This window comes from Reyranella sp. (assembly GCF_965228225.1).
Lineage (GTDB): Bacteria > Pseudomonadota > Alphaproteobacteria > Reyranellales > Reyranellaceae > Reyranella.
The window spans coordinates 2,970,943-2,995,199 of the sequence record NZ_OZ245801.1 but is presented as its reverse complement, the minus strand read 5'-3'; the positions used below and the strand labels follow the sequence as shown (position 1 = coordinate 2,995,199).

Genomic DNA, 24,257 nt, shown 5'->3' with positions numbered 1-24,257 from the left:
GCCCCTCTCCATGGCTCGCACGACCCCCATCGCGCACTACCGCAATATCGGCATCATGGCGCACATCGATGCCGGCAAGACCACGACGACCGAGCGCATCCTGTACTACACCGGCAAGTCGCATAAGATCGGCGAAGTCCACGACGGCGCCGCGACGATGGACTGGATGGAGCAGGAGCAGGAGCGCGGCATCACGATCACGTCCGCCGCGACGACGTGCTTCTGGACGGTAGAGTCCGGCCCGAACGCCGGCATCAACTACCGCGTCAACATCATCGACACGCCTGGCCACGTCGACTTCACGATCGAGGTCGAGCGTTCGCTGCGCGTTCTCGACGGTGCCGTTTGCGTGTTCGACTCGGTGGCCGGCGTCGAGCCGCAGTCCGAGACGGTGTGGCGCCAGGCCGACAAGTACGGCGTGCCGCGCATCTGCTTCGTCAACAAGATGGACCGCACGGGCGCGAACTTCTATCGCACCGTGGACATGATCGTTGATCGCCTCGGCGCCAAGCCGCTGGTGACGCAGCTCCCGATCGGCTCCGAGGGCGAATACAAGGGCCTGGTCGACCTGGTCGCCAACAAGGCGATCATCTGGCTGGAAGAGACGCTCGGCGCGAAGTTCGAAGTCGTCGAAATCCCGGCCGACATGAAGGAAAAGGCGGCGGAATACCGCGCCAAGCTGCTCGATATGGCCGTTGAGCAGGACGATGACGCCATGCAGAAGTTCCTCGACGGCGAGGAGCCCGACTACGACACGCTGGTCAAGTGCATCCGCAAGGGCACGATCAACTACGCGTTCGTGCCGATCCTCTGCGGCTCGGCCTTCAAGAACAAGGGCGTACAGCCCATGCTCGATGCGGTGGTGAACTATCTGCCGGCGCCGACCGACGTCGAGGACGTCAAGGGCGTGAAGATGGGCACCGACGAGCCGATCACGCTGCCGTCGAGCGACGATGCGCCGATGTCCGCGCTCGCCTTCAAGATCATGACCGATCCCTTCGTGGGTTCGCTGACCTTCGCTCGCGTCTACTCGGGTGTGCTTCAGTCGGCGACTGGCGTGCTGAACAGCACGAAGGACCGCAAGGAGCGCATCGGCCGCATGCTTTTGATGCATGCCAACGACCGCGAAGACGTGAAGGAAGCCCGCGCTGGCGACATCATCGCCCTGGCCGGCCTCAAGAGCGTTACCACGGGCGATACGCTGTGCGATCCCGAGCATGCCGTGATCCTCGAGCGCATGGACTTCCCGGATCCCGTCATCGAGCTTGCCATCGAGCCGAAGTCGAAGGCCGACCAGGAGAAGCTCGGTCAGGCGCTGGGCCGTCTGGTCCAGGAAGACCCGACGTTCCGCGTTTCGACCGACCAGGAAACCGGTCAGACCGTCATCAAGGGCATGGGCGAGCTCCATCTCGAGATCAAGGTCGACATCCTGCGCCGGACCTACAAGGTCGACGCCAATGTCGGCGCCCCGCAGGTCGCTTATCGCGAGACGCTGGGTCGCAAGGCCGAGATCGACTACACCCACAAGAAGCAGTCCGGCGGCTCGGGCCAGTTCGCCCGCGTCAAGCTCACCTTCGAGCCGGGCGAGCCCGGGTCGGGCTACTCTTTCGAAAACAAGATCGTCGGCGGCTCGATCCCCAAGGAGTTCATCCCGGGTGTCGAAAAGGGCCTCGAGGCGTCGCGTGAAACCGGCGTGCTCGCCGGCTTCCCCGTGATCGACTTCAAGGTCACGCTCACCGACGGCAACTATCATGACGTCGACTCCAGCGTGCTGGCCTTCGAAATCGCCGCCCGCGCGGCGTTCAAGGAGGGCCTCGCCAAGGCCCAGTGCAAGCTGCTCGAGCCGATCATGAAGGTCGAGGTTGTGACACCCGACGACTACATGGGCGACTGCATCGGCGACTTGAACAGCCGTCGTGGGCAGATCCAGGGCATGAGTGCCCGTGGCAACGCGCAGGTCATCGACGCCATGGTGCCGCTGGCCAACATGTTCGGCTACGTGAACACGCTGCGTTCCATGACGCAGGGTCGCGCGGCCTACAGCATGACATTCGACCACTATGCTCCCGTGCCGCAGGCTGAGGCCGACAAGGTCGTCGCCAAGCTGGCTGGCTAACAAACGATTGACGTAAGGAAGACGAACATGTCGAAGGCAAAGTTTGAGCGGAACAAGCCGCACTGCAACATCGGAACGATCGGTCACGTCGATCATGGCAAGACGTCTCTGACGGCTGCGATCACGAAGATCCTGGCGAAGACGGGCGGCGCGACGTTCACGGCCTACGACCAGATCGACAAGGCCCCGGAAGAGCGCGAGCGCGGCATCACGATCTCGACGGCGCATGTCGAGTACGAGACGGCGAACCGTCACTACGCGCACGTGGACTGCCCGGGCCATGCCGACTACGTGAAGAACATGATCACGGGCGCGGCGCAGATGGACGGGGCGATCCTGGTGGTTTCGGCGGCCGACGGCCCGATGCCGCAGACGCGCGAGCACATCCTGCTGGCGCGCCAGGTCGGCGTTCCGGCGCTGGTGGTGTTCATGAACAAGTGCGACATGGTCGACGATCCGGAGCTGCTGGACCTGGTCGAGCTGGAAGTGCGCGAGCTGCTGAAGAGCTACCAGTTCCCGGGCGACGACCTTCCGGTGGTGCGGGGCTCGGCGCTGATGGCGCTGGAGGACAAGAACCCGGAGCTCGGCGAGCAGGCGGTTCTGAAGCTGATGGAAGAGGTCGACAAGTACATTCCGCAGCCGGCGCGCGACAAGGACAAGCCGTTCCTGATGCCGATCGAGGACGTGTTCTCGATCTCGGGCCGCGGCACGGTGGTGACGGGTCGCGTCGAGCGCGGCATCGTGAAGGTCGGCGAGGAAGTCGAGATCGTGGGCCTGAAGGCCACGACGAAGACGGTGGTCACGGGCGTCGAGATGTTCCGCAAGCTGCTGGACTCGGGCGAGGCGGGCGACAATATCGGCGCGCTGCTGCGCGGCGTTGGCCGCGAGGACGTGGAGCGCGGCCAGGTTCTGTCGAAGCCGGGCGCGATCACGCCGCACACGAACTTCGAGGCGGAAGCCTACATCCTGACGAAGGAAGAGGGCGGCCGTCACACGCCGTTCTTCACGAACTACCGTCCGCAGTTCTACTTCCGGACGACGGACGTGACGGGCGTGGTGACCTTGCCGGAAGGCACGGAGATGGTGATGCCGGGCGACAACGCGCGGCTGGTGGTCGAGCTGATCCAGCCGATCGCCATGGACGAGGGCCTGCGCTTCGCCATCCGCGAGGGCGGCCGCACCGTCGGCGCCGGCGTCGTCACCAAAGTCGTAAAGTAAACGTAACGGACGCGACAAGGCGAGTATCATGGCCATGGACAACACAAACATCCGGATCCGGCTGAAGGCCTTCGATCATCGCGTGCTCGATTCGTCGACCAGCGAGATCGTGAGCACGGCCAAGCGGACGGGCGCGCAGGTGCGCGGGCCCATCCCGCTGCCGACCGGAATCGAGAAGTTCACGGTCAACCGTTCGCCGCACATCGACAAGAAGTCGCGCGAGCAGTTCGAAATCCGCACGCACAAGCGCGTGCTCGATATCGTCGACCCGACGCCGCAGACCGTGGACGCGCTGATGAAGCTCGACCTCGCCTCCGGCGTGGACGTCGAGATCAAGCTCGGCGCCTAGAGCGGACCAGGAAAGAAGGAAGAAGACCATGCGTTGCGGTCTCGTCACCCAGAAGGTCGGCATGACCCGCGTCTTTAACGACGCCGGGGAGCATGTACCCGTTACCGTTCTGAAGGTGGATCAGCTGCAGGTTGTCGCTGTCCGCTCGGAAGAGAAGGATAAGTACGTTGCCGTGCAGCTCGGCTACGGCAAGGCCAAGGTGAAGAACGTGACCCAGCCGATGCGCGGTCACTTCGCCAAGGCGAAGGTCGAGCCGAAGAAGAAGCTCGTCGAGTTCCGGGTCGCCAAGGATGCGGTCCTCGAGGTCGGCGCCGAGCTGGTGCCCAGCCACTTCGTGCCGGGCCAGTTCGTCGACGTCGTCGGCACCACGATCGGCCGCGGCTTCACCGGCTCGATGGTCCGCTGGAACTTCCACGGCCTCGAGGCCAGCCACGGCGTGTCGGTCTCGCACCGTTCGCATGGTTCGACCGGTAACCGCCAGGATCCGGGCCGTACCTTCCCGGGCAAGAAGATGGCCGGCCACTATGGCAGCGAGCGCGTGACCACGCAGAACCTTAAGGTTGTCGCCGTCGACGACGAGAAGGGTCTCCTGCTGGTGTCCGGCGCCGTTCCCGGCCCGGCCAACGGCTATATCATCGTCAAGGACGCCTCCAAGCGCGCCCGTCACAAGGATGCTCCGTACCCGGCCGGCCTGCGCAAGGCTGCTGCCGAGGCGGCGGCTCCGGCGGCTGAAGCCGCTCCGCAGGCTTAAGGATCAGATCATGAAGATCGCGGTCAAGACCATCGAGGGCGGCAGCGCCGGCGAGATCGATCTCGCCGACGCCGTGTTCGCCGTTCCCGTCCGCAAGGACATCCTGCAGCGTTGCGTCGTGTGGCAGCTGTCGCACCGTCAGCAGGGCACCCACAAGACCAAGGGTCGCTCCGAGATCACGGCGACGGCCAAGAAGATGTATGCCCAGAAGGGCACCGGTCGCGCCCGTCACGGTAACGAAGCGGCTCCGCAGTTCCGTGGCGGCGGCAAGGCGTTCGGTCCGGTCGTTCGCAGCCACGCCAGCGACCTGCCCAAGAAGGTGCGCAAGCTCGCGCTGCGCACCGCGCTGTCGGCCAAGGCGGCCGAGGGCAAGCTGATCGTGGTCGAGGCCGCCGCTCTGGCCGAGCCGAAGACCGCCCAGCTCAAGGGTCACTTCGGCGCGCTCGGCCTGACCAGCGCCCTGATCATCGGCGGCGCCGAGATCGATACGAACTTCGCCCGCGCGGCGGCCAACATCGCCCATGTCGATGTGCTGCCGCAGCAGGGCGCAAACGTCTACGACATCCTGCGCCGCGACACGCTGGTGCTCACCAAGGATGCCGTGAAGCACCTCGAGGAGCGTCTGCAATGAGCGCCAAGCGGTACATCCCCCAAACCGTCTCGCGCCTGCGGATGTACGAAGTGATTCGTGCGCCGCTGATCACCGAGAAGACGACCAACGGCTCGGAGCACAGCCAGGTGACCTTCAAGGTCGCGGCCGATGCGACCAAGCCCGAGATCAAGCAGGCCATCGAAGGTCTGTTCAAGGTCAAGGTCAAGGCGGTGAACACCGTCACGGTGAAGGGCAAGAGCAAGGTATTCCGCGGCCGTCCCGGCGTGCGGAGCGACTGGAAGAAGGCGATCGTCTCGCTGGTCGAGGGTCACAAGATCGACGTGACCACGGGCCTGTAGGACGGGAGACAGAACAATGGCCTTGAAGACATTCAAACCGATCACGCCGTCCCTGCGACAGCTGGTCATCGTCGACCGTACCGGCCTCTGGAAGGGCAAGCCGGTCAAGGAACTGACGCGCGGCAAGAGCAACACCGGTGGACGCAACAACCACGGCCGCATCACCAGCAACCACATGGGTGGTGGTCACAAGCGTCGCCTGCGCATCATCGACTTCAAGCGTCGCAAGTTCGATGTGCCTGCGACCGTGGAGCGCCTGGAGTACGACCCCAACCGGACGGCGTTCATTGCCCTGGTCAAGTATGCCGACGGCGAGCAGGCCTACATTCTCGCGCCGCAGCGCTTGAAGGCGGGCGACGAGATCGTCTCGGGCGAGCGCGTCGACATCAAGCCGGGCAATGCGATGCCGCTGGCCAACATGCCGGTGGGCACGATCGTCCACAACGTCGAACTGAAGAAGGGCCGCGGCGGCCAGCTGGCGCGCTCCGCCGGCAACTACGCCCAGCTCGTCGGCAAGGATGCGGGCTATGCCCAGATCAAGCTGAGCTCGGGCGAGCTGCGCCTGGTTCCGGGCGAATGCCTGGCGACCGTCGGCGCGGTGTCGAACCCGGACAACCAGAACATCGTCATCGGCAAGGCCGGTCGCCAGCGTTGGCTGGGCCGCCGTCCGACGGTTCGCGGCGTCGTGATGAACCCGGTCGATCATCCGCACGGCGGCGGCGAAGGCCGCACCTCGGGTGGCCGTCATCCGGTGACGCCGTGGGGCAAGCCGACCAAGGGTAAGAAGACCCGCAAGAACAAGGCGACGGACAAGATGATCATCCGCCGCCGGCATGCGACGCGCTAGGAGATAGACAGTGGCACGCTCCGTTTGGAAGGGCCCCTTCGTTGAGGGCAGCCTGATCAAGAAGGCCGAGAAGGCCCGCGGGAATGTCCGCAACGAGGTGATCAAGACTTGGTCGCGTCGTTCGACGATCCTGCCGCAGTTCGTCGGCCTGACGTTCGGTGTCTACAACGGCAAGAAGTTCATTCCCGTGAACGTCTCTGAAGAAATGGTCGGTCACAAGCTCGGCGAATTTTCGCCGACCCGCACCTTCACCGGCCATGCCGGTGACAAGAAGGTGTCGAAGGAGTAGCGCGCGATGAGCAAGCCATCCGCTCCCCGCCGTGAGGCGGACAACGAAGCAAAGGCCGTCCTGCGCGCCGTGCGCATCAGCCCGCGCAAGCTCGACCTCGTCGCCGCGACCATTCGTGGCAAGAGGGCCGCGACCGCGGTCAACGAGCTCACCTTCTCCAAGAAGCGGATCGCCCGCGACGTGAAGAAGGCGCTGAATTCGGCCATCGCCAACGCCGAGAACAACCACAACCTGGACGTCGACCGGCTGGTCGTCGCCGAGGCGTCGGTCGGCAAGGGACTGGTCATGAAGCGGTTCCAGACTCGCGGCCGCGGCCGCGCGGCCGGCATCGTCAAGCCGTTCGCACATCTCACGATCGTGGTGCGCGAGCGCGCCGAGGCGGAGGACAAGTAATGGGTCAGAAGGTCAATCCGATCGGCCTGCGGCTCGGTATCAACCGGACCTGGGACTCTCGGTGGTACGCCGAGGGCGCCGAGTATTCGAAGATGCTCCATGAGGACATCCATATCCGCAAGGTGCTGCGCGAGCGGCTGGCCCAGGCGGGTGTCGCGAAGATCATCATCGAGCGTCCGGCCAAGCGTGCGCGCGTGACGATCCACACCGCCCGTCCGGGCGTGGTGATCGGCAAGAAGGGCGCAGACATCGAGAAGCTGCGCGGCGACCTCGCGAAGATGACGAAGGGCGAGGTGGCCCTGAACATCGTCGAGATCCGCAAGCCCGAGATCGACGCGACGCTGATCGCCGAGAACATCGCCCAGCAGCTGGAGCGCCGCGTCGCGTTCCGCCGTGCCATGAAGCGCGCCGTTCAGTCGGCGATGCGCCTGGGCGCGCTCGGCATCCGGATCAACTGCTCGGGTCGCCTGGGCGGTTCGGAAATCGCCCGCATGGAATGGTACCGCGAAGGTCGCGTGCCGCTGCACACGCTGCGCGCCGACGTCGACTACGGCACCGCCACCGCCTTCACCACCTTCGGCACCTGCGGCGTCAAGGTCTGGGTGTTCAAGGGCGAGATCATGGCGCACGACCCGATGGCGCACGACAAGCGCGCCGAGGAAGCCGCGCCGCAACGTACGCCGGCGCGCACCGAGCGCACCGAGCAGAGGGACGCGTAAACCACCATGTTGCAACCCAAGCGCACCAAGTACCGCAAGGCCTTCAAAGGTCGTATCAGCGGCGCTGCCAAGGGCGGCTTCAACCTCGACTTCGGTTCGTACGGGCTGAAGGCGATGGAGCCGGATCGTCTGACGGCCCGCCAGATCGAGGCGGCCCGCCGCGCCATCACGCGTCACATGAAGCGTGCCGGCCGCGTCTGGATCCGCGTGTTCCCGGACGTGCCGGTGTCGAAGAAGCCGGCCGAAGTCCGCATGGGCTCCGGCAAGGGCGCTCCCGAATTCTGGGCGGCGCGCGTCAAGCCGGGCCGCATCCTGTTCGAGCTCGAGGGCGTGTCGGGCACGATCGCCAAGGAAGCCCTGGCGCTTGGTGCGGCCAAGCTGCCGATCAAGACCCGCTTCGTGTCCCGCGTCGGCGCCGAAGGCTGAGGGAGAAGGACATGAAGGCCACCGATCTGCGCCCCAAGACCAAGGACGAGCTGAAGAACGAGCTCGGCAACCTTCGTAAGGAAGCGTTCAACCTGCGTTTCCAGAAGGCTGGAGGCCAGCTGCAGAAGACTGCCCGCGCGCGCCAGGTGCGCCGCGACATCGCCCGCATCAAGACGGTGCTGGGCGAAAAGGCCGCCGGTTAAGGAGCACGAAATGCCGAAGCGTATCCTGGAAGGCGTCGTCGTCAGCGACAAGATGGACAAGACCATCGTCGTGAAGGTCGAACGTCGCATTCAGCATCCGATCTACAAGAAGTTCATTCGGAAGTCGAAGAAGTACCACGCGCACGACGAGGCCAATGCCTTCAAGGGCAAGATCGGTGAAATCGTGCGTATCCGCGAGTGCCGTCCGCTGTCCAAGACCAAGAGCTGGGAAGTTCTTGTCGAAGGCGCGAAGGCTTAGGCGGACCGGAGCACAGACATGATTCAGATGCGAACCAATCTCGAGGTCGCCGACAATTCGGGCGCCCGTCGGGTCCAGTGCATCAAGGTGCTGGGTGGCTCGCGCCGCAAGTATGCGAGCGTGGGCGACGTGATCGTCGTTTCGATCAAGGAAGCCATTCCGCGTGGAAAGGTGAAGAAGGGCGAGGTGCATCGCGCCGTCGTCGTCCGCACCTCCTTCGCGCTGCGCCGCCAGGATGGCAGCGCGATCCGCTTCGACCGCAACGCCGCCGTGCTTATCAGCAAGCAGGACGAGCCGATCGGCACTCGTATCTTCGGACCGGTGACGCGCGAACTGCGCGCCAAGAAGTTCATGAAGATCATCTCGCTTGCGCCTGAGGTGCTCTAGCCATGGCAACGAAACTGAAGATCAAGAAGGGCGACCGGGTGAAGGTCATCACCGGTGGCAGCAAGGGTAAGGTGGGCGATGTCCTGCGCGTTCTCCCCAAGGAGAACCGGGTGGTCGTTTCCGGCGTGAACATGATCAAGCGCCACACCAAGCCGAGCCGTGCGGAAGCCGGCGGAATCATCGAACGCGAGGCCACGATCCACGTCTCCAACGTGGCCCTGCTGGATCCCAAATCGGACAAGCCGACGAAGGTCGGGTTCCGGTTCCTTGAAGACGGCCGCAAGGTGCGCATCGCGCGTGCCTCCGGCGAGACCATCGACCGCTAGGAGAACGGGCCATGCCCGCGCGTCTGCAAGAACACTACATCAAGACCGTGCGTGAAGCGCTGACGAAGGAGTTCGCCTACCAGAACTCCTTCCAGGTGCCGAAGCTCGACAAGATCGTCATCAACATGGGCGTCGGCGAGGCGGTCAACGACCGCAAGGCCGTCGACGGCGCCGTGGCCGACCTCACGGCGATCACCGGCCAAAAGCCGGTCATCACCCGGTCGCGCAAGTCGATTGCGACCTTCAAGCTGCGCGAAGGTATGGCGATCGGCGCCAAGGTGACGCTGCGTCGTGACCGCATGTACGAGTTCATTGATCGCCTGATCACGATCGCCCTGCCGCGCGTCCGCGACTTCCGCGGGCTGAACGGCAAGTCGTTCGACGGCAATGGCAACTACGCCATGGGCCTGAAGGAGCAGATCGTGTTCCCCGAGATCGACTACGACAAGGTCGACCAGGTGCGCGGTATGGACATCATCATCTGCACGACTGCGAAGACGGACGCGGAAGCCAGGTCGCTTCTCCGCGCTTTCGACTTCCCGTTCGTGAACTGAGGCCGGAGAACCACATGGCCAAGACGAGTTCGGTCGAGAAGAACAACCGTCGCGCAAAGATGGCGAAGCAGTACGCCCCCAAGCGCGCGAAGCTGAAGGCGATGGCCGTCGACGACAAGTTGACGCCGGAAGAGCGCTTCGGGGCCCGCCTCAAGCTGGCGGAGCTGCCGCGCAATTCCTCGCCCACGCGGGTGCGGAACCGGTGCGAGCTCACGGGCCGGCCGCGCGCGGTGTATCGCAAGTTCAAGCTGTCGCGCGTTGCGCTGCGTCAGCTGGCGTCGCTGGGTATGTTGCCCGGCGTCGTGAAGTCGAGCTGGTAAACGGGGACCGTAGACCATGGCGATGACAGATCCCGTCGGCGATTTGCTGACCCGTATCCGCAACGGCCAGTCGGCGCGCCTCGAGAGCGTGACGGCCCCGGCCTCGCGGCTCCGTTCGAGCGTGCTCGACGTTCTCCAGCGCGAAGGCTATATCCGCGGCTGGTTCGAGGAAGAGCTTCGGCCCGGCGTCCGCGAACTGCGGATCGAGCTGAAGTACGACAACGGCCGTCCGGTCATCAAGGAGATCAAGCGCGTCTCCACCCCGGGTCGTCGCGTCTACTCCAAGATTCGCGAGCTGCCGCGCCACTTCAACGGGCTGGGCATCTCGATCCTGTCCACGCCGCGCGGCGTCATGTCCGACGCCGAGGCGCGTGCCGCCAATGTCGGCGGCGAAGTCATCTGCAAGGTGTTCTGAGCATGTCGCGCGTCGGCAAAAATCCGGTCGTCATCCCGGCCGGTGTCACCATCGAGCTCAAGGGCCAGCATCTCAAGGCCAAGGGCAAGCGGGGCGAGCTTCAGCTCGTCGTCCATGACGACGTGTTGGTCGCCAAGGAAGGCGAGGGGCTCGTCTTCAAGCCGCGTAACGACAGCCGCCGCGCCCGCATGCAGTGGGGTACGGCGCGCAACCTGGCGAGCAACGTCGTCCGCGGCGTTTCCGACGGGTTCACCATCAACCTCGAGATCAACGGCGTGGGCTACCGTGCCGCGGCCGATGCCAAGATGCTGAAGATGCAGCTTGGTTTCAGCCATGATGTCGAAATTCCCATTCCTGCCGGCATCGAGATCAAGGCGGTCAAGCCGACCGAGATCGCGATTACGGGCTCCGATCGTCAGCGCGTCGGCCAGATTGCGGCGGAAATCCGCAGCCTGCGTCCGCCCGAGCCCTACAAGGGCAAGGGTATCAAGTACTCGACCGAGACGATCCGGCGCAAGGAAGGCAAGAAGAAGTAGAGGCGAGAGAATCATGTCCGACCGCAATGCTCTTTTCGCCCGTCGCCAGCGGCGCACGCGCTTCGCGCTGCGCCAGGCCGGCAACGGCCGTCCGCGCCTCAGCGTCTTCCGCTCGGGCAAGCACATCTACGCCCAGGTCATCGACGACCGTAAGGGTGTCACCCTGGCTGCCGCGTCGACGCTCGACAAGGACGTCCGGGGCACGCTCAAGACCGGCGCCGACAAGGGCGCAGCGGCCGAAGTCGGCAAGCTGATCGCCGCCCGCGCTGTCGCGGCGGGGGTCAAGGAAGTCGTGTTCGACCGCGGTGGCTACACGTATCACGGCCGCGTCGCTGCGCTGGCCAATGCCGCCCGTGAGGGCGGCCTGTCGTTCTGATCGGGAGTTAGAATATGGCTCGTTCACCCGGTGGTTCCGGCCGTTCCCCGCGCGATCGCGATCGGCCCCGTGACCGCGACGAGGACAATGAACTGACCGACAAGCTGGTCACGATCAATCGCGTCGCGAAGGTCGTGAAGGGTGGTCGTCGCTTCGCCTTTGCCGCCATCGTCGTCGTCGGCGACCAGCGTGGCCGCGTCGGCCACGGCGCCGGCAAGGCGCGTGAGGTCCCCGAGGCGATCCGCAAGGCGACGGAAGCGGCCAAGCGTGGCCTGATCCGTGTGCCGCTGCGCGATGGGCGTACGCTCCATCACGACGTCAAGGGACGCTTCGGCGCCGGCAAGGTCACGCTGCGTGCGGCCCCGGCCGGTACCGGCATCATCGCCGGCGGCCCGATGCGCGCCATTTTCGAGACGTTGGGCATCAAGGACATCGTCGCCAAGTCGGTCGGCACGTCCAACCCGCACAACATGATCAAGGCGACCTTCCAGGCGCTCGACCAGCTCAATTCGCCGCGCATGGTGGCGACCCGCCGCGGCAAGAAGGTCGGCGACCTCCTTGGCCGTCGCGACGAGACCACCGCGGAAGTCGCGGCTTAAGGAATCGGACCATGGCCCAGGGCAAGACCATCAAGATCACCCAGACCGGCAGCCATATCGGCCGCACGGACGATCAGCGCGCGACGCTGATCGGCCTGGGGTTGAACAAGCGCCATCGCACCCGCGAACTCGTGGACACGCCCGAGGTTCGCGGCATGATCAACAAGGTGCGCCATCTCGTGCGCGTCGAAGAGGAAGCGCGCTAGGCCCCGGGGCCACGGCGCGGAGGTAAAAGACGATGAGACTGAACCAGATTTCCGACAATCCGGGCGCCCGCAAGGGTCGCATGCGCGTCGGCCGCGGTATCGGCTCCGGCAAGGGCAAGACCGCGGGTCGCGGCGTCAAGGGCCAGAAGTCGCGTACGGGCGTCGCCATCAAGGGCTTCGAGGGCGGCCAGATGCCGCTCCACCGCCGGATCCCGAAGCGCGGCTTCCGCCCGCCGCACCAGAAGAGCTGGCAGGTCGTCAACCTCGGCACGCTGCAGAAGGCGATCGACGACAAGAAGCTCGACGCCGGCAAGCTGATCGACGCCGAGGCGATGATCGCGGCCGGGCTGTTCAAGAATGCCGCGGACGGTGTCCGCCTTCTTGGCAAGGGCGAGCTCACGACCAAGATCGAAGTGAAGGTTGCGGGCGCCTCGGCGTCGGCGATCGCCGCGGTCGAGAAGGCCGGCGGCAAAGTCGAACTGCCGCCCAAGCCCGTCGCCGAGGCGGCCTGAACCGGACGGCGTCAACGGGGGCGTCGCTTTCCCCCTGTGTCGTTCACGCGTGAGGTTCCATGGCATCCGCCGCCGAGCAACTTGCATCTAACCTGAACTGGGGTTCGATCGGTAGGGCGACCGAGCTGAAGAAGCGGCTGTGGTTCACCGTGGCCGCGCTCGTCGTCTTCCGCGTCGGCGCCTACATTCCGGTGCCGGGCGTGGATCCGGCCGCCCTGGCCGAGATTTTCCGCCAGAATGCGGGCGGCATCGCGGGCATGCTGGACGTGTTCTCGGGCGGCTCGATCGGCCGAATGTCGGTGCTGGCGCTCAGCATCATGCCGTACATCTCGGCCTCCATCATCATGCAGATCCTGACGACGGTCGTGCCGTCGCTGGAGGCGCTGAAGAAGGAGGGCGAGGCCGGCCGCAAGAAGATCAATCAGTACACCCGCTACGGAACGGTGATTCTGGCCACCTTCCAGGCCTATGGCATCGCGGTCGGACTGGAGAGCCAGGTCGCCTCGGCGGGCCCGGTCGTGATCGATCCCGGTATTTTCTTCCGGTTCGTCACCATCGTCACCCTGGTCGGCGGCACCCTGTTCCTGATGTGGCTGGGCGAGCAGATCACGGCGCGCGGTGTCGGCAACGGCGTGTCCCTGATCATCTTTGCCGGCATCGTGGCGGCCCTGCCGGATGCTCTGGTGCAGACCCTCGAACTTGGCCGCACCGGCGCCCTGTCGGCGCTGTTCATCATCGCGCTGATCGTCGGCGTCGTGCTTGTCGTGGCGGTGGTCGTCTTCGTCGAAACCGCGCAGAGGCGCATCGTCGTCCAGTATCCAAAGCGTCAGGTCGGCAACCGCATGTATGGCGGCGAGGCCTCGCACCTGCCGCTGAAGATCAATACGGCCGGCGTCATTCCGCCGATCTTCGCTTCGTCCCTGCTGCTGTTCCCGGCGACCATCGCGTCGTTTCAGGGGACGGGCGAGCCGGGCTGGATCCAGTGGTTCTCTACCCATCTCGGCCACGGGCAGCCGGCCTATCTGCTCGCCTATATTGGCCTGATCGTATTCTTTTGCTTCTTCTACACGACCGTTGTGTTCAACCCGGTCGACACGGCTGACAATCTCAAGAAGAACGGCGGCTTCATTCCCGGCATTCGTCCCGGCAAGAACACGGCTGAGTATCTCGAGTACATCCTGAACCGTCTCACGGTGATCGGTGCGCTCTACCTGTCCGCCGTCTGTATCCTGCCGGAACTGCTGATTGCCCGCGGTGGCGTGCCCTTCTACTTTGGCGGCACCAGCCTCCTGATCGTGGTGTCCGTCACGCTCGATACGGTGACGCAGGTACAGGCGCATCTGCTCGCCCACCAATATGAGGGCCTCATCAAGAAGGCCCGGCTGCGGGGCAAGGGCCGATGAACATCATTCTTCTCGGACCGCCGGGGGCCGGAAAGGGCACCCAGGCGCAGCGGCTGCAGCAGGAGCGCGGGCTGATCCAGCTCTCCACCGGCGACATGCTGAGGGCCGCGGTCGCCTCGGGCAGCGAGCTTGGCCAGAAGGCCAAGGGCATCATGGAGCGGGGCGAACTCGTTCCTGACGAGCTGATGGTGGGCCTGATCCGCGATCGCATCGCCCAGCCCGACTGCGCCAAGGGTTTCATCCTGGATGGGTTCCCGCGCACAGAGGCGCAAGCCAAGGCTCTGGACAAGATGCTGGCCGAATCGGGCAAGGGGCTCGACCGGGTGATCGAGATGGAAGTCGACGAGAAGGCGCTGACCGAGCGCATCGTCGGCCGCTTCTCCTGCGCCAAGTGCGGGGCGGGCTACCACGACAAGTTCAAGCGGCCGAAGGTCGATGGCGTCTGCGACGTCTGCGGGTCGACGGAGTTCACGCGCCGCAAGGACGACAATGCAGAGACCATGAAGACTCGTATGGCTGCCTACAGGGCTCAGACCGAGCCCTTGTTGCCCTACTACAGCGCCCGGGGGGTGCTGCGGAAGGTCGACGGGATGGCCGCGATGGACGAGGTTTACCGCCAGATCACGGGAGTTCTGGCGGGGACTTGACAAGGGTGAGTTCCATTGACTCGGGGGTGCGGATACATATAATCGCGCGCTTTTCCGGGGCCAGCGGAACATGTGACGGGCGCGCGCGAGCGCGCCATAAGTCTTTGAAGGAGTTGGGACTTTGGCTCGTATAGCCGGTGTGAACATTCCGACCGCCAAGCGTGTCGTGATCGGGCTTCAGTACATCCATGGGATCGGTGCGGCGAAAGCCAAGGAGATCTGTGGAAAAGTTGGGATCGACGAGTCGCGCCGCGTGAATACGCTGAGCGACGACGAGGTCATCCGCATTCGCGAGGCCATCGACCGGGACTACACGGTCGAGGGCGACCTGCGGCGCGAAGTGGCGATGAACATCAAGCGTCTGATGGACCTCGCCTGCTATCGCGGCCTGCGTCACCGTCGCGGACTGCCGGTCCATGGCCAGCGCACGCATACCAATGCGCGGACCCGCAAGGGCCCGGCCAAGCCGATCGCCGGCAAGAAAAAAGTGACGAAGTAAGAAGGGATCTCGGTCATGGCCAAAGCTGCAGCCGCCACCGGCGCCGCGCGTCCCCGTCGCAAGGAACGCAAGAACATCATCGCCGGCGTCGCCCACGTGAACGCCTCGTTCAACAATACGATCGTCACCATCACCGACGCCCAGGGCAACGCCATTGCCTGGTCGTCGTCGGGCCAGCAGGGCTTCAAGGGATCGCGCAAGTCGACCCCGTTCGCCGCGCAGATGGCCGCCGAAGGTGCCGGTCGCAAGGCGATGGAGCATGGCATGCGCACGATCGAGATCCTGGTGCGCGGTCCCGGCTCGGGGCGTGAGTCGGCGCTGCGCGCGCTTCAGGCGGTGGGCCTGGCCGTGACGTCGATTCGCGACGTGACGCCGATCCCGCACAATGGCTGCCGGCCGCCGAAGCGTCGCCGCGTCTGATTTCGAGTGGAGGCGGCGCCCATGGCGCCGCCCGCTCAAGGGGAATGTATGGCGAGTCCCAAGGGGCTCGCTCGAACCGGTCTAGAGGGGTAGCCCACGTGCTTCAGAAGAACTGGCAGGACCTGATCAAGCCGGAGAAGCTTGTCACCGAAGCCGGCGTCGATCCGGGTCGCACCGCGACCATCGTCGCCGAGCCGCTCGAGCGCGGCTTCGGTCTCACGCTCGGCAATGCGCTGCGGCGCGTCCTGTTGTCGTCTCTCCAGGGTGCGGCCGTCACGTCGATCAAGATCGACAACGTGCTGCATGAATTCTCGTCGATTCCCGGCGTCCGCGAGGATGTTGTGGACATCGTCCTGAACATCAAGGCGATGGCCGTGAAGATGCAGGGCGACCGCCCGCAGCGTCTCTATCTGCGCGCCGTCGGTCCCGGCGAGGTCACCGCCGGCATGATCGAGCTGCCGGGCGACGTTCAGATCATGGACGCCAAGCATCTGATCTGCACGCTCGACGACGGGGCCTCGATCTCGATGGAACTCATGGTCGCGACGGGCAAGGGCTATGTCCCGGCGTCGGCGAACCGTCCGGAGGACGCGCCGATCGGCCTGATCCCGATCGATTCGGTGTTCAGCCCGGTCAAGCGCGTTTCCTACAAGATCGAGAACAGCCGCGTCGGTCAGGTTACCGACTATGATCGTCTGTCGATGACGGTCGAGACCAATGGCACGACGATGCCGGCGGACGCCGTGGCGCTCGCCGCGCGCATCCTGCAGGACCAGCTGCAGCTCTTCATCAATTTCGAGGAGCCGCGCGAGGTCCGCAGGGAAGAGCAGCAGGACGACTTCCCGTTCAACCGCAACCTGCTGCGCAAGGTCGACGAGCTCGAACTGTCGGTCCGCTCCGCGAACTGCCTGAAGAACGACAACATCATCTACATCGGCGATCTGGTTCAGAAGACCGAGGCAGAGATGCTGCGTACGCCGAACTTCGGCCGCAAGTCGCTGAACGAGATCAAGGAAGTGCTGGCCGGCATGGGCCTCCATCTGGGAATGGAAATTCCCGGCTGGCCGCCGGACAACATTGAGGAAATGGCCAAGCGGCTGGAAGAGCCGTACTAGGCCGGCAGAAGGAAAGAAGTCATGCGTCACAATAATCGCGGCCGGAAGTTCCACCGCACGGCTGAGCATCGCAAGGCGATGTTCATGAATCTCGCGGGTGCTCTCATCAAGCACGAGCAGATCACGACCACGCTGCACAAGGCGAAGGACCTGCGTCCGATCGTCGAGAAGCTGGTGACCCTCGGCAAGCGCGGCGGCCTGCATGCGCGTCGTCAGGCGATCGGCTTCCTGCGCGATCCCTACATCGCCGACAAGCTCTTCACCACGCTTGGCCCGCGCTACTCCACGCGCAACGGCGGCTACCTCCGCGTGCTGAAGGCCGGCTACCGCTTCGGCGATGCCGCCGAAATGGCCGTGATCGAGTTCGTCGAGCGCGACACCTCGGCCAAGGGCCAGGATAGCGGCCCGTCGGCCGACCAGGCAGAGCAGCAGGAAGCGGCGTAAGGCCCCTTTCGTCTCACCGAATTGAGAACGCCCGCTCGAGAGAGCGGGCGTTTTTTATTGCTGGGCGCGCGCCACTCCGTGGCGCGTCAAGGTCATGGGAGAAGTAGACGCGCCACGGAGTGGCGCGCCCCCAGCGGAAGACTAAAGTCTTTCCGTTTTACATTCACCCACCCCCTCATCCTGAGGAGCCGTGCACAGCACGGCGTCTCGAAGGATGGGCAAGCGATGGGGTGCGCGTGCCCACCCTTCGAGACGCTCACTGCGTTCGCTCCTCAGGGTGAGGTCAGTGTTGAGATGCTCGGCTCGATTCTATCTCGTCCGGAAAGGCTCTAAGCTGCGGCATGAGCTTCATCTTCAGGGCCGCCCAATCAGCCGAATGCGCCGACGCCGACCGCGTCCTGCGCGCCGCGTTCACGCCGTATATGCACAGGCTCGGGCGCGAGATTCCAGCCGACTACTATAAGTGGCTCCCCGCTTCCATCGAGCGCGGCGACGTGTTTTTGGCGGAGAAGGACGGACGGATCGTCGGCGTCGCCGCCACCGAGCGGCGGAAAGCAGAACTCTTTCTCGACCGGCTGGCCGTCGATCCGGCGCAGCAGGGTACAGGCCTGGGACGCTGGCTGTTGCAAAGGCTCGACGAAGTCGCTTGCGAGCGGGGTGACCGCACCGTGTCGCTCGTCACGGCCGAGATGATGCATCACCTCGTCAAGCTCTACGGCAGCCATGGCTTCGAGATCGTCCATCGCGGGCCGCCGGACCATGGCAGGGACGCGCACACGCGCGTCCACATGGTGAAGAGGCTGTAGCGGCCTTCCCTAGAACTGCTCTTCCGACAGGACGAACACCGTCCGTCCCGCCGCCTTGAGCGGGCCGAGCTGGGCCAGGGCCGGGGGCAGGATCACCTCGGCATAAAAGCGCGCCGTGACCAGCTTGGCCTCGAGGAAGGCGGGATCGCCGTCGCGTTGCCCGAGCCGCGTCTGAGCCACGAGGGCGCTGCGGGCGAGGAGCCAGCCGCCCAGCGCCGTGCCGGCGAGGCGCAGGAAGGGCACCGATCCCGCCAGCGCGCTCACCAGCTCGGTCTTGACCGACTGCGCGACCCACCGGGTCGCGTCCTGCAGGGCATCCGCCGCGGCCTCGAGGCCGGTGCGGATCGCCTCGATATCGTCGCCGGGAGCGGCCTTCATCTCTTCGGCCGTGGCGCGCATCTCGGCGACCAGCGCCAGCATGGTCTCCCCGCCGTCCTTGGCGACCTTGCGGCCCACCAGGTCGCGCGCCTGGATGCCGTTCGTTCCTTCGTAGATCGGCAGGATGCGGGCGTCGCGCAGGTGCTGCGCTGCGCCGGTGTCCTCGATGAAGCCCATGCCGCCGTGGATCTGCACGCCCGTGGAGGCGATCTCGTTGCCGAGGTCGGTGAACCAGGCCTTCACGATCGGGATCAGCAGATCGACCCGGTCCTGGATCTTGCGGCTGGCCGCCTTGTCGGGCTGCTTCAGCGCGCCGTCGATGCCGGCGGCGGTGTAGTAGCCCAGCGCCCGCATGGCCTCGATCTGGGCGCGCATGCTCATCAGCATGCGGCGGACATCGGCATGATGGACGATCGATACGGAAGCGGGGGCGGCGCTGCCGTCGTCCTTCGACTGGACGCGGGTGCGCGCGAAGGCGGCCGCCTGCTGATAGGCGCGCTCGGCGATGGCGAGACCCTGGATGCCCACGGACAGGCGGGCATTGTTCATCATGGTGAACATGTAGGAGAGGCCGCGGCCTTCCTCGCCGACCAGGTAGCCGACCGCACCGCCGTCGTCGCCGAACGACATCACGCAGGTCGGGCTCGCATGGATGCCGAGCTTGTGCTCCAGCGACACGCAGCGCAGGTCGTTGCGCTTGCCCGGCTTGCCATCCGCGTCGGGCAGGTACTTCGGCACGATGAACAGCGAGATGCCACGGACACCCGCGGGCGCGTCGGGCGTGCGGGCCAGCACGAGGTGGACGATGTTCTCGGCCATGTCGTGCTCGCCATAGGTGATGTAGATCTTCTGGCCGCTCACGAGATAATGGTCACCGCTCTTGACCGCCCGGCTCTTGAGCTGGCCGAGGTCGGAGCCGGCCTGGGGCTCCGTGAGGTTCATGGTGCCGGTCCATTCGCCGGAGATCATCTTGGGCAGATAGGCCGCCTTCTGCTCTTCCGACCCGTGATGGTGGATGGCGTCGATCGCGCCCTGGTTCAGCAGCAGCACCAGGCCGAAGCCCATGTTGGCGGCCTGCCACATCTCCTGTACGGCGGTCGCCAGAAGCCACGGCATGCCCTGGCCGCCGAATTCCGGATCGAAGGGAAGGGAGTTCCAACCGCCTTCGACGAATTCCTTGTAGATGGCTGCGAAGCCCGGCGCGGTCCGCACCACGCCGTTCTCGAGCCTGGCGCCGACCTTGTCGCCCTCGCGGTTGAGCGGGGCGAGGCCGTTGCCGGCCAGCTTCCCGGCTTCCTCGAGCACCGCGTCGATCGTGTCGTCCGTTGCATGCTCGTAGCCGGGCAGGGCGGCGACGCCTGAAAGGCCGGCCACTTCGCGCAGGGCGAAACGCATGTCGGCGAGAGGGGCAGTGTAAGTCATGTGAATTCCTCCGGGCCGCAATATGCCGCGCTCGGTCGCTTTTGGCGACCGGCTCGGCTATTTTGGTGGCCACATGACAAACACAGTCCTGCTGTCGATCGACGGCCCCATCGCCACCATCACGCTGAACGATCCCGCCAAGCACAATCGGCTCGATCCTGCGGGGTTGAAGCTGCTGCGCGAAGCGGTCGAGACGGCCGATGCCGATTCCGCCGTCCGCGTCACGGTGATCACGGGCGCCGGCGACAAGACCTTCTGCTCCGGATACGACCTCGGCTCGATCCCGGCCGGGGAGCGCAAGGACGAGGGCGGCGACAACACCTTCGAAGTCGTCATGGATCGCATCGAGGCGATGCGCATGCCGACCCTGTGTGCGCTGAACGGCGGCGTGTATGGCGGCGCCACCGACCTGGCGCTGGCCTGCGACTTCCGCCTCGGCGTCAAGGGCATGCGCTTCTTCATGCCGGCGGCGCGTTTCGGTCTCCACTACTATCCGAGCGGGCTGCGCCGCTACACGCAGAAGGTGAGCCCGAGCTTTGCCAAGCGTGCCTTCCTGCTGTCGGAGGATTTCCACGACACCGAGCTTCTGGCGGTCGGCTATCTCGACTGGCTGGTCGAGCGCGCGGAGTTCAAGGACAAGGTCGCCGAGAAGGCCGCGCGTCTGGCCGGCCTCGCGCCGCTGTCGATGTCGGGCATGAAGCGGGCCATCGAGCAGTTCGCCCAGGCGGCGCCCGACATGCCCTCGATCCGCCAGACCCAGCGGGCCTGCGCGAACTCCGAGGATCTCAAGGAAGGGTTGACGGCACTGGGCGAGCGGCGCACTCCGACCTTCAAGGGGCGCTGAAAGCCGACGCCGGCACATGATCGCGCCGGTTGTCCCAAGATTGCCGCGATTCAATGCAGGATGCCGGCAGTATCTGGCCGTGCCGACGGTCGCCTGGCAGGGTATCTTTCCGCCGGGCGGCAGATCGCGATGAGGCCGCCGAACCGATGAGACCATGCAACGCCGCCTAGCCGCCATCGTCCATGCCGACCTCGCCGGGTTCACCCGGATGATGGAGGGCGCCGAGACGCGAACGTTCCGTCACCTCAAGTCTGCCCAGATCGAAGTCTGGCGTCCGGCCATCGATGCCGGACGCGGCCGGCTGGTCGGTACGGCGGGGGATGCCATGCTGGCGGAGTTCGGCTCGGCCGTATCGGCGGTCGCGGCCGCGATCGACATCCAGGAACGGATGGCGCACTTCAACGAAGCGCTCAGCGACGAGCAGCGCATGCTGTTCCGCGTCGGCGTCCATCTCGGCGAAGTCATCATCGACGACGAGGACCAGAACATCTTCGGCGACGGCGTGAACCTGGCGGCGCGCATCCAGACGCTCGCCGAACCTGGCGGCATCGCCGTCTCGCGCGCCGTCCGCGATCTCGTCGAGCTGCGCACCGAGTACGCCTTTCACGACGGCGGCGAGCATCAGCTGAAGAACGTCAGTCGCTCGGTGCAGGTATTCCATGTACGGCCGGCGAAGCTCATCGCTCCCGGCACGACGACGCGGATGGTGCCGCAGATCACCTTGCGTTTTGAAGGCCCGGACTCGGCCGGCCGCAAGCACTCGTTCGAAGTGTCGATGGAGAAGCTGGTCGGCCAGTCGCAAGGCATGTGCATTGGCCGCGCCGCCGACCAGTGCGAGCTCGTCGTGCCGCACCCGACCGTGTCGCGCCGGCATGCGAGGCTGAGCCTCGCTGGCGAGGCGCTGCAGGTCGAGGATCTCGGCTCGACCAATGGCACGGCGGTCAATGGCACCGTCGTCAAGGCGGGCGCGCCGACCGTCCTGCAGGCGGGATCGAAGTTGCGGCTCGGCGATGTCGAGCTGGTCGTTCATCACACCTAGCGGCGTGCTCCGCCCATGAACGAGCCCACGACCCTATCCGGCGCCACGCCGCCGCCCGAGGTCGACTATGTCTCGCTGAAGGCGGGGCAACTGATCGGCCGGTACGAGATCGTATCCGTGCTGGGGCAGGGCGGGTTTGGAATCACCTATCGCGCCCGCGACGTGCAACTCGGCCGCGAGGTCGCGATCAAGGAATATCTGCCGTCGGCGCTGGCGGTGCGTCAGGACGGGTCCACGGTGCTGCCGCGCACGACCAAGATGGCCGACGATTTTGGCTGGGGGCGCGACCGCTTCGTCACCGAGGGCCGGACGCTCGCCAGCCTCCATCGCGTGCCGGCGATCGTGCAGGTCTTCGACTTCCTCGAAGCCAACGGCACGGCTTACATCGTCATGGAGCTCCTGAGCGGCGTGACGCTCGAGGAGCGCATCAACAGCGGCGGCAGGCTGAAGCCCGAGGAAGTCGACCGCATCCTGTGGCCGCTGCTCGACGGGCTCGAGCAGGTGCATGCCGCGGGCTTCCTGCATCGCGACATCAAGCCCGCGAACATTCTGCTCGATGCGGCCGGCAATCCCACCTTGATCGATTTCGGCGCCTCGCGCGCGGCGATGGTCGGCCGGACGGCGGCAATGACGGCGATATTCACGCCGGGCTATGCCGCGGCCGAACAGATGACGTCGGCCAAGCAGGGGCCGTGGACCGACATCTACGGCCTCGCCGCCACGCTCTATCATGCCATCGCCGGCAAGGCGCCGCCCAACGCCTTCGATCGCATGCTGGACGACGCCTACGAGCCGCTCGGCAGGCTGGCGCCGGCGGGCTTTCCGTCCGGCCTGCTCGCCGGCATCGACGCCGGCCTCACGGTGGTCGCCCGCGACCGGCCGCAATCGATCGCCGGCTGGCGTCCCATTCTCGGCATGACGGCGTCGCCCGAGGCGAACGCCACGATGGTGATGGGCAAGGCCGAGGAAGTGCCGGCCGGGCGAAAGTCGGTTCTGGGACCTGCGACCACGACGGCATCGACGACTCCGGCGTCTCCTCCAGCACCGAAGTCACGCGTCGGCCTGTGGGCTGGTATCGCGGCGGTCGTGCTGCTGGCGGGCGGGGGCGGCGGCTACTATGCGATGGCCACGCGCGGTCCCGACCCGGAAATGGTGAAGGCGCGCGCTGCGGCCGAAGCGGCCGAGGAGGCGCGACGCACGGCGGCGGAGGAAGCCGACCGGCTGCGCGCCGAGAAGGCCCAACAGGAGGCGAAAGCGAAGGCCGATCAGGAGGCCAGAGCGAAGGCCGAGCAGGATGCAAAGGCGAAGGCCGATCTCGAGGCCCGGGCCGAAGCGGCCCGACGGCAGTTCGAGGACGACACGCGCCGCAAGGTCGAGGCGGAGATGGCCGACAAGAAGCGCGCCGAAGACGAAGCCCAGCGCAAGGCCGCCGAGGAAGCGGCGGCACGGCAAAAGGCGATCGAGGACGCGCGCAAGGCCATCGAGTTCGTCGCCGGCAACTTCGACCATTTCGGCAAGACGCTGATGATGATCGGCCTCAAGGACCGCACGGGCGAGATCCGGTTGCAAGGGGTCGACAGTGTCGACGATCCGGCGCTTCACAAGCTTGCCGCCGATTCGCTGGCTGCCCAGCCGCGCAATCTGCGCTGCCGGCAGACCGATCGGCTGACCGATGGCACGCCGCTGTATCGCTGCCTGATCACCAAACGAAACTCCAAGGATCCGCTCGCCGACATCCCGGACTCGGATCGCGACGATCTCGCGCTCGTCCTGGTCCGGACCGGCCTGCTGCTGGCCTCGTGCGATGCTCCGCGCTCCTATGCGGATGCGGAGGACGATGCTCGTGGCAGCAAGCAATATCTCTGGAGTAGAGTGAACGTTCCTGAATACAAAAGGAGATGCACCAGATGACTGCAGTGACTGCTGACACGGCCTTCTTCTCCGGCAGGAAGATCGTCGTCCGGATCGTAGGCGTGGTCGCAGCCCTCGGGCTCGTGGCCGCCTGCACGGACGATCGCGGTCAGCCGAACAACCAGACGACCGGTACCGTCATGGGCGCGGCGCTGGGCGGTGTCGTCGGCGGTCTGGCCTTCGGGTCCGTCGGCGGTGCAGTCGGCGGTGCGCTGGTGGGCGGACTGGCCGGCAATCTCGTCGGTCGCGCCCTCGACGATCAGGAGCGTCGCCGTCTGGCCGAGGCCACGCAGTATGCGTTCGTCGCCGAGAACAACGTGCCGACCACCTACACGGTCGAGCCGACCAAGACCTCCTCGTCGGCCGCGCCGACGGCGCCGCCGACCGTCGTGAGCGCCAAGCCGGTCGCGCCGGCGACCAGCCGCGCCGACGGCAGCACCTGCCGGCCGATCGAGCTGACGGCCACCAAGAACGGCCAGACCACGACCGAGACCACGACTTTCTGCAAGTCGGCGGGGTCGCAGGAACTCAAGCCCGTCTCCGTCTGATCCACCGACATTTTCGTGAACGGCCGACG

At 65.7% G+C, this 24,257-nt stretch carries 35 protein-coding genes; 34 read left to right on the top strand and 1 reads right to left on the bottom strand.

Features of this window, described 5'->3' with window-relative positions:
- The first annotated feature begins 10 nt into the window (after positions 1-10).
- The 30 genes from fusA (at position 11) to ACO07K_RS14330 (ending at position 18,086) form a co-directional block, all read left to right on the top strand.
- On the top strand, positions 11-2,116 hold the full coding sequence (gene fusA, locus ACO07K_RS14475) for an elongation factor G (protein ID WP_422012799.1): 2,106 nt from the start codon (positions 11-13) through the stop codon (positions 2,114-2,116).
- Between the two features lie 27 nt (positions 2,117-2,143).
- Positions 2,144-3,334 (top strand): elongation factor Tu, encoded by a 1,191-nt coding sequence (gene tuf, locus ACO07K_RS14470; protein WP_298313465.1) that lies wholly within the window; start codon positions 2,144-2,146, stop codon positions 3,332-3,334.
- Positions 3,335-3,368: 34 nt separating this feature from the next.
- Entirely contained in the window at positions 3,369-3,683 is a 315-nt protein-coding gene (rpsJ, locus tag ACO07K_RS14465) for a 30S ribosomal protein S10 (protein ID WP_068198221.1), read from the top strand.
- Between the two features lie 28 nt (positions 3,684-3,711).
- Entirely contained in the window at positions 3,712-4,434 is a 723-nt protein-coding gene (rplC, locus tag ACO07K_RS14460; RefSeq protein ID WP_422036609.1) for a 50S ribosomal protein L3, read from the top strand.
- Positions 4,435-4,444: 10 nt separating this feature from the next.
- Positions 4,445-5,065, top strand: a complete 621-nt coding sequence (rplD, locus tag ACO07K_RS14455; RefSeq protein ID WP_298313461.1) for a 50S ribosomal protein L4 — start codon at positions 4,445-4,447, stop codon at positions 5,063-5,065.
- Positions 5,062-5,385 (top strand): 50S ribosomal protein L23, encoded by a 324-nt coding sequence (locus ACO07K_RS14450; RefSeq protein ID WP_298313459.1) that lies wholly within the window; start codon positions 5,062-5,064, stop codon positions 5,383-5,385. The genes rplD and ACO07K_RS14450 overlap by 4 nt, the downstream gene beginning before the upstream one ends.
- Before the next feature lie 16 nt (positions 5,386-5,401).
- Complete coding sequence (gene rplB / locus ACO07K_RS14445) at positions 5,402-6,232, top strand: 50S ribosomal protein L2 (RefSeq protein WP_298313457.1); 831 nt, start codon at positions 5,402-5,404, stop codon at positions 6,230-6,232.
- A 10-nt stretch (positions 6,233-6,242) separates the two neighbouring features.
- Positions 6,243-6,521, top strand: a complete 279-nt coding sequence (rpsS, locus tag ACO07K_RS14440) for a 30S ribosomal protein S19 (protein ID WP_298313455.1) — start codon at positions 6,243-6,245, stop codon at positions 6,519-6,521.
- Positions 6,522-6,527: 6 nt separating this feature from the next.
- Positions 6,528-6,914 (top strand): 50S ribosomal protein L22, encoded by a 387-nt coding sequence (gene rplV, locus ACO07K_RS14435; RefSeq protein ID WP_298313453.1) that lies wholly within the window; start codon positions 6,528-6,530, stop codon positions 6,912-6,914.
- Positions 6,914-7,633, top strand: a complete 720-nt coding sequence (gene rpsC, locus ACO07K_RS14430; RefSeq protein ID WP_298313451.1) for a 30S ribosomal protein S3 — start codon at positions 6,914-6,916, stop codon at positions 7,631-7,633. Before rplV ends, rpsC begins: the two co-directional genes overlap by 1 nt.
- A 6-nt stretch (positions 7,634-7,639) precedes the next feature.
- Positions 7,640-8,059, top strand: coding sequence for a 50S ribosomal protein L16 (gene rplP / locus ACO07K_RS14425; RefSeq protein WP_230552238.1), 420 nt, complete (start codon positions 7,640-7,642; stop codon positions 8,057-8,059).
- Between the two features lie 11 nt (positions 8,060-8,070).
- Entirely contained in the window at positions 8,071-8,262 is a 192-nt protein-coding gene (rpmC, locus tag ACO07K_RS14420) for a large ribosomal subunit protein uL29 (RefSeq protein WP_422012806.1), read from the top strand.
- A 10-nt stretch (positions 8,263-8,272) separates the two neighbouring features.
- Positions 8,273-8,521 (top strand): 30S ribosomal protein S17, encoded by a 249-nt coding sequence (gene rpsQ, locus ACO07K_RS14415; RefSeq protein WP_422012808.1) that lies wholly within the window; start codon positions 8,273-8,275, stop codon positions 8,519-8,521.
- Between the two features lie 18 nt (positions 8,522-8,539).
- Positions 8,540-8,908 (top strand): 50S ribosomal protein L14, encoded by a 369-nt coding sequence (gene rplN / locus ACO07K_RS14410; protein ID WP_298313445.1) that lies wholly within the window; start codon positions 8,540-8,542, stop codon positions 8,906-8,908.
- Positions 8,909-8,910: 2 nt separating this feature from the next.
- Positions 8,911-9,234 carry a 50S ribosomal protein L24 gene (gene rplX, locus ACO07K_RS14405; protein ID WP_298313444.1) on the top strand — a complete coding sequence of 108 codons (324 nt, stop codon included), beginning with the start codon at positions 8,911-8,913 and terminating at the stop codon, positions 9,232-9,234.
- 11 nt (positions 9,235-9,245) lie between these two features.
- Positions 9,246-9,788 (top strand): 50S ribosomal protein L5, encoded by a 543-nt coding sequence (gene rplE, locus ACO07K_RS14400; RefSeq protein WP_422036608.1) that lies wholly within the window; start codon positions 9,246-9,248, stop codon positions 9,786-9,788.
- Between the two features lie 14 nt (positions 9,789-9,802).
- Positions 9,803-10,108 (top strand): 30S ribosomal protein S14, encoded by a 306-nt coding sequence (gene rpsN, locus ACO07K_RS14395; protein WP_298313441.1) that lies wholly within the window; start codon positions 9,803-9,805, stop codon positions 10,106-10,108.
- Positions 10,109-10,124: 16 nt separating this feature from the next.
- Positions 10,125-10,523, top strand: a complete 399-nt coding sequence (gene rpsH, locus ACO07K_RS14390) for a 30S ribosomal protein S8 (RefSeq protein ID WP_304847713.1) — start codon at positions 10,125-10,127, stop codon at positions 10,521-10,523.
- Between the two features lie 2 nt (positions 10,524-10,525).
- A complete protein-coding gene (gene rplF, locus ACO07K_RS14385) occupies positions 10,526-11,059 on the top strand; it encodes a 50S ribosomal protein L6 (protein ID WP_422012814.1) in 534 nt (177 codons plus the stop codon).
- A gap of 13 nt (positions 11,060-11,072) precedes the next feature.
- On the top strand, positions 11,073-11,435 hold the full coding sequence (gene rplR / locus ACO07K_RS14380; protein WP_422036607.1) for a 50S ribosomal protein L18: 363 nt from the start codon (positions 11,073-11,075) through the stop codon (positions 11,433-11,435).
- 14 nt (positions 11,436-11,449) lie between these two features.
- The gene (gene rpsE, locus ACO07K_RS14375) at positions 11,450-12,034 is read left to right on the top strand and encodes a 30S ribosomal protein S5 (RefSeq protein WP_422012818.1); all 585 of its coding nucleotides are present in this window, start codon (positions 11,450-11,452) and stop codon (positions 12,032-12,034) included.
- 11 nt (positions 12,035-12,045) lie between these two features.
- On the top strand, positions 12,046-12,240 hold the full coding sequence (gene rpmD, locus ACO07K_RS14370; RefSeq protein ID WP_298313434.1) for a 50S ribosomal protein L30: 195 nt from the start codon (positions 12,046-12,048) through the stop codon (positions 12,238-12,240).
- 32 nt (positions 12,241-12,272) lie between these two features.
- Complete coding sequence (gene rplO / locus ACO07K_RS14365; RefSeq protein WP_422012820.1) at positions 12,273-12,752, top strand: 50S ribosomal protein L15; 480 nt, start codon at positions 12,273-12,275, stop codon at positions 12,750-12,752.
- Between the two features lie 59 nt (positions 12,753-12,811).
- A complete protein-coding gene (gene secY, locus ACO07K_RS14360; RefSeq protein ID WP_422036606.1) occupies positions 12,812-14,155 on the top strand; it encodes a preprotein translocase subunit SecY in 1,344 nt (447 codons plus the stop codon).
- Positions 14,152-14,802 carry an adenylate kinase gene (locus tag ACO07K_RS14355; protein WP_422036605.1) on the top strand — a complete coding sequence of 217 codons (651 nt, stop codon included), beginning with the start codon at positions 14,152-14,154 and terminating at the stop codon, positions 14,800-14,802. The genes secY and ACO07K_RS14355 overlap by 4 nt, the downstream gene beginning before the upstream one ends.
- A 121-nt stretch (positions 14,803-14,923) precedes the next feature.
- The gene (gene rpsM / locus ACO07K_RS14350) at positions 14,924-15,301 is read left to right on the top strand and encodes a 30S ribosomal protein S13 (RefSeq protein WP_298314110.1); all 378 of its coding nucleotides are present in this window, start codon (positions 14,924-14,926) and stop codon (positions 15,299-15,301) included.
- 15 nt (positions 15,302-15,316) lie between these two features.
- Positions 15,317-15,721 (top strand): 30S ribosomal protein S11, encoded by a 405-nt coding sequence (rpsK, locus tag ACO07K_RS14345; protein WP_216961746.1) that lies wholly within the window; start codon positions 15,317-15,319, stop codon positions 15,719-15,721.
- A 44-nt stretch (positions 15,722-15,765) separates the two neighbouring features.
- Positions 15,766-16,836 carry a DNA-directed RNA polymerase subunit alpha gene (locus ACO07K_RS14340; protein WP_298314114.1) on the top strand — a complete coding sequence of 357 codons (1,071 nt, stop codon included), beginning with the start codon at positions 15,766-15,768 and terminating at the stop codon, positions 16,834-16,836.
- A gap of 21 nt (positions 16,837-16,857) precedes the next feature.
- On the top strand, positions 16,858-17,280 hold the full coding sequence (gene rplQ, locus ACO07K_RS14335) for a 50S ribosomal protein L17 (protein ID WP_298314116.1): 423 nt from the start codon (positions 16,858-16,860) through the stop codon (positions 17,278-17,280).
- Between the two features lie 341 nt (positions 17,281-17,621).
- Positions 17,622-18,086 carry a GNAT family N-acetyltransferase gene (locus ACO07K_RS14330; RefSeq protein ID WP_422036604.1) on the top strand — a complete coding sequence of 155 codons (465 nt, stop codon included), beginning with the start codon at positions 17,622-17,624 and terminating at the stop codon, positions 18,084-18,086.
- Between the two features lie 9 nt (positions 18,087-18,095).
- On the opposite strand, the gene ACO07K_RS14325 is transcribed toward ACO07K_RS14330, so the two are convergent.
- Positions 18,096-19,886: an acyl-CoA dehydrogenase gene (locus tag ACO07K_RS14325; protein ID WP_422036603.1), complete on the bottom strand. Its 1,791-nt coding sequence runs from the start codon at positions 19,884-19,886 to the stop codon at positions 18,096-18,098.
- A gap of 73 nt (positions 19,887-19,959) precedes the next feature.
- Between ACO07K_RS14325 and ACO07K_RS14320 the strand changes: the two genes are divergently transcribed.
- The 4 genes from ACO07K_RS14320 (at position 19,960) to ACO07K_RS14305 (ending at position 24,228) form a co-directional block, all read left to right on the top strand.
- Complete coding sequence (locus ACO07K_RS14320; RefSeq protein ID WP_422036602.1) at positions 19,960-20,730, top strand: enoyl-CoA hydratase/isomerase family protein; 771 nt, start codon at positions 19,960-19,962, stop codon at positions 20,728-20,730.
- Between the two features lie 154 nt (positions 20,731-20,884).
- Positions 20,885-21,769 (top strand): FHA domain-containing protein, encoded by an 885-nt coding sequence (locus ACO07K_RS14315; protein ID WP_422036601.1) that lies wholly within the window; start codon positions 20,885-20,887, stop codon positions 21,767-21,769.
- A 15-nt stretch (positions 21,770-21,784) separates the two neighbouring features.
- Positions 21,785-23,680, top strand: coding sequence for a serine/threonine protein kinase (locus ACO07K_RS14310; RefSeq protein WP_422036600.1), 1,896 nt, complete (start codon positions 21,785-21,787; stop codon positions 23,678-23,680).
- Positions 23,677-24,228 (top strand): glycine zipper domain-containing protein, encoded by a 552-nt coding sequence (locus ACO07K_RS14305; RefSeq protein ID WP_422036599.1) that lies wholly within the window; start codon positions 23,677-23,679, stop codon positions 24,226-24,228. Before ACO07K_RS14310 ends, ACO07K_RS14305 begins: the two co-directional genes overlap by 4 nt.
- Positions 24,229-24,257: the final 29 nt, after the last annotated feature.

Coding starts and splice junctions, on each gene's coding strand:
- fusA (WP_422012799.1), top strand. CDS start 11: ATGGCTCGCACGACCCCCATCGCGCACTACCGCAATATCGGCATCATG.
- tuf (WP_298313465.1), top strand. CDS start 2,144: ATGTCGAAGGCAAAGTTTGAGCGGAACAAGCCGCACTGCAACATCGGA.
- rpsJ (WP_068198221.1), top strand. CDS start 3,369: ATGGACAACACAAACATCCGGATCCGGCTGAAGGCCTTCGATCATCGC.
- rplC (WP_422036609.1), top strand. CDS start 3,712: ATGCGTTGCGGTCTCGTCACCCAGAAGGTCGGCATGACCCGCGTCTTT.
- rplD (WP_298313461.1), top strand. CDS start 4,445: ATGAAGATCGCGGTCAAGACCATCGAGGGCGGCAGCGCCGGCGAGATC.
- ACO07K_RS14450 (WP_298313459.1), top strand. CDS start 5,062: ATGAGCGCCAAGCGGTACATCCCCCAAACCGTCTCGCGCCTGCGGATG.
- rplB (WP_298313457.1), top strand. CDS start 5,402: ATGGCCTTGAAGACATTCAAACCGATCACGCCGTCCCTGCGACAGCTG.
- rplV (WP_298313453.1), top strand. CDS start 6,528: ATGAGCAAGCCATCCGCTCCCCGCCGTGAGGCGGACAACGAAGCAAAG.
- rpsC (WP_298313451.1), top strand. CDS start 6,914: ATGGGTCAGAAGGTCAATCCGATCGGCCTGCGGCTCGGTATCAACCGG.
- rplP (WP_230552238.1), top strand. CDS start 7,640: ATGTTGCAACCCAAGCGCACCAAGTACCGCAAGGCCTTCAAAGGTCGT.
- rpmC (WP_422012806.1), top strand. CDS start 8,071: ATGAAGGCCACCGATCTGCGCCCCAAGACCAAGGACGAGCTGAAGAAC.
- rpsQ (WP_422012808.1), top strand. CDS start 8,273: ATGCCGAAGCGTATCCTGGAAGGCGTCGTCGTCAGCGACAAGATGGAC.
- rplN (WP_298313445.1), top strand. CDS start 8,540: ATGATTCAGATGCGAACCAATCTCGAGGTCGCCGACAATTCGGGCGCC.
- rplX (WP_298313444.1), top strand. CDS start 8,911: ATGGCAACGAAACTGAAGATCAAGAAGGGCGACCGGGTGAAGGTCATC.
- rplE (WP_422036608.1), top strand. CDS start 9,246: ATGCCCGCGCGTCTGCAAGAACACTACATCAAGACCGTGCGTGAAGCG.
- rpsN (WP_298313441.1), top strand. CDS start 9,803: ATGGCCAAGACGAGTTCGGTCGAGAAGAACAACCGTCGCGCAAAGATG.
- rpsH (WP_304847713.1), top strand. CDS start 10,125: ATGGCGATGACAGATCCCGTCGGCGATTTGCTGACCCGTATCCGCAAC.
- rplF (WP_422012814.1), top strand. CDS start 10,526: ATGTCGCGCGTCGGCAAAAATCCGGTCGTCATCCCGGCCGGTGTCACC.
- rplR (WP_422036607.1), top strand. CDS start 11,073: ATGTCCGACCGCAATGCTCTTTTCGCCCGTCGCCAGCGGCGCACGCGC.
- rpsE (WP_422012818.1), top strand. CDS start 11,450: ATGGCTCGTTCACCCGGTGGTTCCGGCCGTTCCCCGCGCGATCGCGAT.
- rpmD (WP_298313434.1), top strand. CDS start 12,046: ATGGCCCAGGGCAAGACCATCAAGATCACCCAGACCGGCAGCCATATC.
- rplO (WP_422012820.1), top strand. CDS start 12,273: ATGAGACTGAACCAGATTTCCGACAATCCGGGCGCCCGCAAGGGTCGC.
- secY (WP_422036606.1), top strand. CDS start 12,812: ATGGCATCCGCCGCCGAGCAACTTGCATCTAACCTGAACTGGGGTTCG.
- ACO07K_RS14355 (WP_422036605.1), top strand. CDS start 14,152: ATGAACATCATTCTTCTCGGACCGCCGGGGGCCGGAAAGGGCACCCAG.
- rpsK (WP_216961746.1), top strand. CDS start 15,317: ATGGCCAAAGCTGCAGCCGCCACCGGCGCCGCGCGTCCCCGTCGCAAG.
- ACO07K_RS14340 (WP_298314114.1), top strand. CDS start 15,766: ATGTATGGCGAGTCCCAAGGGGCTCGCTCGAACCGGTCTAGAGGGGTA.
- rplQ (WP_298314116.1), top strand. CDS start 16,858: ATGCGTCACAATAATCGCGGCCGGAAGTTCCACCGCACGGCTGAGCAT.
- ACO07K_RS14330 (WP_422036604.1), top strand. CDS start 17,622: ATGAGCTTCATCTTCAGGGCCGCCCAATCAGCCGAATGCGCCGACGCC.
- ACO07K_RS14325 (WP_422036603.1), bottom strand. CDS start 19,886: ATGACTTACACTGCCCCTCTCGCCGACATGCGTTTCGCCCTGCGCGAA.
- ACO07K_RS14320 (WP_422036602.1), top strand. CDS start 19,960: ATGACAAACACAGTCCTGCTGTCGATCGACGGCCCCATCGCCACCATC.
- ACO07K_RS14315 (WP_422036601.1), top strand. CDS start 20,885: ATGCAACGCCGCCTAGCCGCCATCGTCCATGCCGACCTCGCCGGGTTC.
- ACO07K_RS14310 (WP_422036600.1), top strand. CDS start 21,785: ATGAACGAGCCCACGACCCTATCCGGCGCCACGCCGCCGCCCGAGGTC.
- ACO07K_RS14305 (WP_422036599.1), top strand. CDS start 23,677: ATGACTGCAGTGACTGCTGACACGGCCTTCTTCTCCGGCAGGAAGATC.